This is a genomic window from Vibrio sp. V01_P9A10T6 (assembly GCF_963877065.1).
GTDB classification, from domain to species: Bacteria; Pseudomonadota; Gammaproteobacteria; order Enterobacterales; family Vibrionaceae; genus Vibrio; species Vibrio anguillarum.
This window is the reverse complement of sequence record NZ_CAWNTB010000059.1, coordinates 1-6,389: the sequence shown is the minus strand read 5'-3', so window position 1 is coordinate 6,389 and position 6,389 is coordinate 1. Positions and strand designations below refer to the sequence as shown.

The following is a 6,389-nucleotide window of genomic DNA, read 5'->3' as shown; positions in this document are numbered from 1 at the left end:
TGGAACTGATTGTGAAATGCTCAGTCTCAATAAGTGTAGTTAGCAGAGCATTAAGAATTTTACAGGCCGTCAAATTTTTCTTCTTACTGTAACTACCGATATGCTGCTTTTTCTTATTAACTCCTATGTTTATTTGTATCCGCCCAGCGCCTTTTGCTCTGGGCTTTTTTTTGCCGCATGAGAGGCAAAGCAGTAACTGACGAGCGATAAAATCGGCCAACACTGCAATTTTTACTCAGGTCAGTATATACTACGGCCCTTTTCTGCTCGAAAATCATCATGAAACTGTCTGACACCCCCATAACGCAACATACTTTTGCCAATAACCGCTTCTATTTAAAACGTGATGATCAACTTCACAGCCATTTTTCCGGAAATAAAGCGCGTAAGTTCATGGCGTTATTGGATAGCGATCTCCCCGGCATCAGCACTTTAATCAGCTATGGTTCGGCGCAGTCGAATGCTCTCTATTCTCTTGCGGCTCTTGCGCGCATTAAAGGGTGGAAATTTGAGTTTTATGTAGACCACATTCCAACGTGGTTACAGCAAAGGCCGATTGGCAACTATCGTGGTGCACTGGATTTAGGAGCGCACATCATCGAAGTTAGCCCCATCAATATAATGCCCCCCGAGCAGTATATTGATACGATCCGCCAGCCTGATGCTTCATGCTTAGTCGTACCGGAAGGCGGTCGCTCAAAGGTGGCCGAAACGGGCATTAAGCAGTTGGCTCTAGAAATTCTCAACTGGATGAGAATGGAGACAAAAACGCAATTCGTCGTTGCGTTGCCCTCCGGGACAGGAACCACTGCGATCTACCTGCAAAAATATCTAAAACCGCACGGCATTGAGGTTCTGACCTGTGCTTGTGTAGGGGGAAATGACTACCTCATCCAACAATTTGACGAGCTTGAAGAGCGCCAGTACCCTACGATTATATCTACAGAGAAAAAGCATCACTTTGGACGATTGTACGAAGCCGATTATCGGATGTGGCAAAATCTACTTGAGCAGACTCATGTGGAATTTGATCTGTTGTATGACCCTATGATGTGGCAATGTTTGTTACCTTGGATGGAAGCTCATCCAGAAAAAACGGTGATTTATATTCACCAAGGTGGGTTACTGGGCAATGAAAGTATGCTGCCCCGCTATCAGCGGCAATTTGATTAACTACCTCACTATAAATAGGAGATACACCATGCTGAAGTACTGTGTTTGGTTATTATTGATTGCTCCTAGCTTTGGCTACACGAAAGTAATCAATACCGCTTCGCTACCGGTTGTGGTGGCTACAGAAGGTAAAACTTTGCAACGTGTTTGCTATTATAAGGACCAAGCTTATTCTATCGGTGCAGTGATTCAAGTCGGTGAGCTGTATATGATCTGCCAAGAGGCCAATGATTTTGAAACCAATGGCCCCTTAAGATGGGTGTTACTGACTCAACAAAAATAGTGAGAGGAAGGTTAGTTTAAGCCTCCCATTAGGGTGTATTTAACTTCCAAATATTCGTCTAGCCCCTGCTTTGCTCCCTCGCGGCCAAGACCTGACTCTTTGATGCCGCCAAACGGTGCGACTGTAGTTGATATCAAACCTTCGTTAATACCAACAATACCGACTTCCAGAGCCTCACTCAAGCGCCAAGCCCGAGCCAGTGACTGCGTATAGCAGTATGCCGCTAATCCAGAATCCGTGTGGTTTGCACGTTCAATCACTTCCTCTTCGTGAGTGAAACGAAACAAAGGTGCAAGTGGGCCAAAGGTTTCTTCTTGAGCCACCAACATCTCTTCTGTCATCTCTGTTAATACGTGAGGCTCAAACAAACGGCTACCGGCTTGAGGCAGAGTGCCATATTGCACTAAAGCGCCTTGCGCGGTGGCATCCGCAATATGTAATTTGACTTTAGCCACTGCCGCATCATTGATTAAAGGCCCCATTGTTACGCCCGATTCCAACCCATTTCCCACAATCAGCTTGCTGACTTTATCAACCAATTTTTTAACAAATTTATCGTACACGCCCTCTTGCACATAGATTCGATTGGCACAGACACAAGTTTGACCAGCGTTACGAAACTTCGCCACCATCACACCCTCTACGGCGGCATTAATGTCGGCATCATCAAACACAATAAAAGGGGCATTACCACCCAGCTCGAGCGACAACTTTTTAATGTTGTGCGCGCACTGTGCCATTAATATTTTCCCCACTCCTGTTGAGCCAGTAAATGAGAGTTTGCGTACCACTTTGCTGCTGGTTAATTGCTGCCCGATTGCGATTGCCTCTCCGGTCACCACTTGCAATAAGCCAGCGGGAAGCCCAGCACGATGCGCCAATTCTGCCAAAGCAAGAGCAGTAAAAGGCGTATCTGGTGCTGGTTTGAGTACCACTGCGCACCCAGCCGCAATCGCTGGAGCACATTTACGAGTCACCATAGCCGCAGGGAAATTCCAAGGCGTGATCGCAGCAACCACACCAATAGGTTCTTTCGATACCAGTATTCTTGCATCCGCTTTATGGCTCGGAACAAGCTCACCATAAGCTCGTTTTGCCTCTTCGGCATACCATTCGACAAAGCTGGCAGCATAGCTGATCTCGCCTTTCGCTTCCGCTAAAGGTTTGCCTTGCTCGTTGGTTAAAATCAGTGCCAGATCATCGCTGTGTTCAACAATCAATTCATACCAAGATCTAAGCACTCTCGCTTTGTCCGCCGCTGGCTGTTTTTTCCACAGTTTCTGCGCAAGCTCTGCACCCTCAATCGCTTGTTGGACTTGCGCACTATCTAGCTGCGGAACCGTTCCAATCAGAGTGCCGTCATAAGGGTTGTAAATGGTTGAGGTGAGCGAGTTGGATGCACAAACCCATTGACCATTGAGATAACATTGTTGTTTAAAAAGTTGAGGATCACGAAGCTGCATGACGATGCTCCTAGCGATAAATAAGGGGGGGAGAGAACAGGGTAAAAGGAAACTGAGTCAGGTTCAATTGATAAACGGTATTATTCAGGGATTGCGACTATCTACTCATGCATCAAGCTCGACACAACCACTCCCTATGCAGAAAAATGGTGTTAACTCACCACGTCTTCCACTGTAAAAACTCCCCTTAAGGGATCAATGTTTTGACAATAAGTGTTACCCACCACTTCTTTAGCTTGATACATCGCCTCATCAGCTAAGGCCATTAAATGATGCATACTATTAGTTTGTAAGGGGAAGTAGCTGATACCGACACTAACACCAACGGTTAGGCTTTGCCCTTCAAACTCAATGGGCAGCCCTAAGCATTTGATGATTTGCTTGACTTTCTCTGCGACAAAATCGTACTCATCAATCAGATCGAGGCACACTACAAATTCATCGCCTCCAAGCCTTGCCGAAAAATCAGATTGGCGGATACTGGCCTCTAAGCGAATCGCAATTTGCTTTAAAATTTCATCTCCCGCGCAGTGGCCTTGAGTGTCGTTGATGGTTTTGAAATTGTCCAAATCAATGAAAAGCAGCGCTAACTTCACCTTAGTCCTGTTGGCTTTAATAATGGCGTTATCCAACAACTTTTCAAACGCTCGCCGATTAAGTAGCCCCGTCAACGAATCATGTTCAGATAGAAACTGAAGCTGATCTTTTTGAATTTTTAACTCTGAGGTTTGCCGCTCAACCTCTAATTGCAATTCATCTTTTGTCACGGTTGTCGTTTTTAGTGAGACCTTCATATGGTTAAAGAAATCAGCCAAAGCAACAAATTCAATATCCAGATTAACTGGTTCAATCTTGCTTTCAAGGTCACCATACGTCAAAGCTAGGATACCTTGTTTAATTGACGCAAACCCCCTTTTGAAACGTTTCAAAATCAACCAGGCAATGCCACTCACTAAGATTGAAAAAAATAATATTTTCAGTGCACTCAACATCAAGGTCATTTGTTGACTCTCAATGCTTTTTGCTAAGACTGATTTTTGTAAGTAAAACAACTCTTCAGTCATATTTTGCACGAGCATATTGTAACGTGAATGTAGCAGCCCTTTCGCGCTGATTAGAGAGTTGCTTTTTGCTTCAGCATCTTGATGAGTAAGCTTTTTTTCTTGTTGCAGTAAGACGGCAAGGCTAGTATTCATGCGTTGTAAGTTTTCGATATGTTTGCCCATCATCTTATGATTAAGCAGTCTCTTGGAGAGGCTTTGCTGAGCAATATCAACCTGGTCCAAACTTGATACATCAGAATACTGCAGGAAAATCCAAAGTTGGCTACGCAACAAATCCACACTCAATTGGATCTGCATAATATCTTCTAGATCTTTTTTTGTTTGCTCTTGTTCTTTAAGTAAGCCCCACAGAGAAAAAGTGATCAAAAGGATTAGAAATGCCGTGGATGCGAACAATAATGTCAATTTACGTACAATCGAACTGATCATTTTATCGATACCTTAGTACGTAGCACTTCCTCGATCGGCTTGGAAGCAAGCACTGTCCGAAAATCCGGCTTGTCGCCCGTAACCATACCAGCCTCAATCGCCCATCTTGCTTGAAGCTGTAAGTTAGATAAAAGTGCATTACCTAACGACAAACGAAATACATAATCATTCCAAGACCACTCGAGTTGGGGTAACGGAATATTTAAGGCCTGTGCAATCACCTCTCTTGATTGTTCAGGATTGAGGTTAATCCATTCATTAGCCTCTTTTAATGCACGTAATATTGCCACTATCTCGTCATGCGCCTCTTCGACGGTTGCTTTCATCGAAAGTAAATTAAACGACAAATGATAAATACCAGATAGCCCAAGGTTCAATACATCGGATGGTGCAGAGGTTTCAGTTTTATAACCGTAAGGTTCCCAAACAGAAATAGCATCAACTTGTGAGGAGAATAAAGAGTCATTTAGCGCTTCTGGTGGTAAATAGACTTTTTCAACAGCCATCTCTTTCAGGTCACTGGCAATCAACAATGAATCAAAGTAAAACTCACTGGCACTCGCCTTAACGATGCCTACTTTTTTACCTTCCAAATCACTCAGGTTAACAATGCCTAATCGCTCTAACGTGAGCAGCTTTAAATCGTTATCTGACTCAACAAAACTGGTTAATAGTGCAAAATCATTACGCTGGAAAAGCTTAAACATAACCACCGACTCAGAGGCAGTCGCATAGTCTACATTCCCACTAAACAAAGCTTGAGAACAGGCCACACCTCCAGAACAGGGCACTAGTTCGACATTCACCCCTTGTTGTTCAAAAAAACCCAAACTGTCGGCAATAATGAAGGAGGAAGAGAGTGGCGTTTGCGAAACCGCTATTCTTACTGCTTTACGCTCTTCAACACGGCTAGCATCATAAAAATGACCAAGTTGCCTATTAAAAATAGCAATAGTGACTACCAATACAACAATAGCCACTGCAACTTTATGAAAGGTCTGAGCTTTGTGCTTTTTCGTAACCATAGCCAATAAGTGAAATTAGTTTTATATATGACAGTTTAGCTCTGAATTGGGATTATTTTTGAGTGAATGGCTATTTAATAACTTTTAGCAGGGGATGCATTGAGATTGTTTAGATTAAACAGTGAGTTAAGCTTGAGTTAACATGGTATTTTACGCACAAAAAAACCGTAGACGATCGTCTACGGTTTAGAATATGGCGGTGAGCAAGAGATTCGAACTCTCGATACGTTGCCGTATACACACTTTCCAGGCGTGCTCCTTAAGCCACTCGGACAACTCACCAAATTATATTGTGGTTAGCGCATTTGGCTAACGAGGCGCTAATTTAATGATTCTATAGGATTAGGTCAAGCCAAAATAATAAAAAAGCCCACCACTTTGGTTCGTTTGACTACTTATTGACTTATTTGATGAAATTCAATACAAGCCTTTCTTCAGTGAGTGTCACAGTTAGGCGCTACGATGATAACCCGGGACACGGAACCAACGACGGCACATATCTAAAAAATAGCCATAGAGAACGCCCATTCCACACGACACAATGGCATTGCTTGATACTGCGGTTATGATCTGCTCTGTAGATGCGCCTACAGCCCATAGAATGGCGGCATAGACAGGAGATTGAAATAGAACGTAAGCAACCAAATCCGAGACATTCTTCATTAAACCAGTCTCAGACCATTGACGTCCCTGGCGCAGAATAAAGTCACGAAATACGCCATAAGGCCATGCTATTGCGATATTAACTGGGATAGACAGTGTACGTGATGCTAGCGACTGTTCGAAGGTCATTCCAGAGATGAAAATTTCAATGATCATGCCTGATATAAAACAAAAAACAACCATTGCAAATGTGTCCGCCGCAGCATGACGAATACAAAATGGGCCACGAGCTTTCATTACTTCCCTCTACACAATAGATATAACTATTAAATATGCCAATCAGCAGTAC

Annotated in this window: 7 protein-coding genes and 1 tRNA gene; 2 read left to right on the top strand and 6 right to left on the bottom strand. The window is 43.4% G+C overall.

Annotation, left to right across the window (positions count from 1 at the left end):
* Positions 1–220 (bottom strand): hypothetical protein (locus tag AACQ21_RS03510; protein WP_219884454.1); only part of this gene is annotated, 220 nt, incomplete at its 3' end.
* A 59-nt stretch (positions 221–279) separates the two neighbouring features.
* Between AACQ21_RS03510 and AACQ21_RS03505 the strand changes: the two genes are divergently transcribed.
* Both AACQ21_RS03505 and AACQ21_RS03500 read left to right on the top strand, forming a co-directional pair.
* Entirely contained in the window at positions 280–1,173 is an 894-nt protein-coding gene (locus AACQ21_RS03505) for a pyridoxal-phosphate dependent enzyme (RefSeq protein WP_094127174.1), read from the top strand.
* Between the two features lie 28 nt (positions 1,174–1,201).
* Positions 1,202–1,456, top strand: a complete 255-nt coding sequence (locus AACQ21_RS03500; protein WP_105977014.1) for a DUF1496 domain-containing protein — start codon at positions 1,202–1,204, stop codon at positions 1,454–1,456.
* An 11-nt stretch (positions 1,457–1,467) separates the two neighbouring features.
* On the opposite strand, the gene AACQ21_RS03495 is transcribed toward AACQ21_RS03500, so the two are convergent.
* The 5 genes from AACQ21_RS03495 to AACQ21_RS03475 form a co-directional block, all read right to left on the bottom strand.
* Complete coding sequence (locus tag AACQ21_RS03495; protein WP_105977013.1) at positions 1,468–2,919, bottom strand: NAD-dependent succinate-semialdehyde dehydrogenase; 1,452 nt, start codon at positions 2,917–2,919, stop codon at positions 1,468–1,470.
* Positions 2,920–3,071: 152 nt separating this feature from the next.
* Positions 3,072–4,412: a GGDEF domain-containing protein gene (locus AACQ21_RS03490; RefSeq protein ID WP_094165364.1), complete on the bottom strand. Its 1,341-nt coding sequence runs from the start codon at positions 4,410–4,412 to the stop codon at positions 3,072–3,074.
* Complete coding sequence (locus tag AACQ21_RS03485; protein ID WP_019280927.1) at positions 4,409–5,443, bottom strand: ABC transporter substrate-binding protein; 1,035 nt, start codon at positions 5,441–5,443, stop codon at positions 4,409–4,411. Before AACQ21_RS03485 ends, AACQ21_RS03490 begins: the two co-directional genes overlap by 4 nt.
* Before the next feature lie 188 nt (positions 5,444–5,631).
* Positions 5,632–5,719, bottom strand: a tRNA-Ser gene (locus AACQ21_RS03480).
* Between the two features lie 168 nt (positions 5,720–5,887).
* Complete coding sequence (locus tag AACQ21_RS03475; RefSeq protein WP_017042265.1) at positions 5,888–6,337, bottom strand: L-alanine exporter AlaE; 450 nt, start codon at positions 6,335–6,337, stop codon at positions 5,888–5,890.
* Positions 6,338–6,389 lie beyond the last annotated feature (52 nt).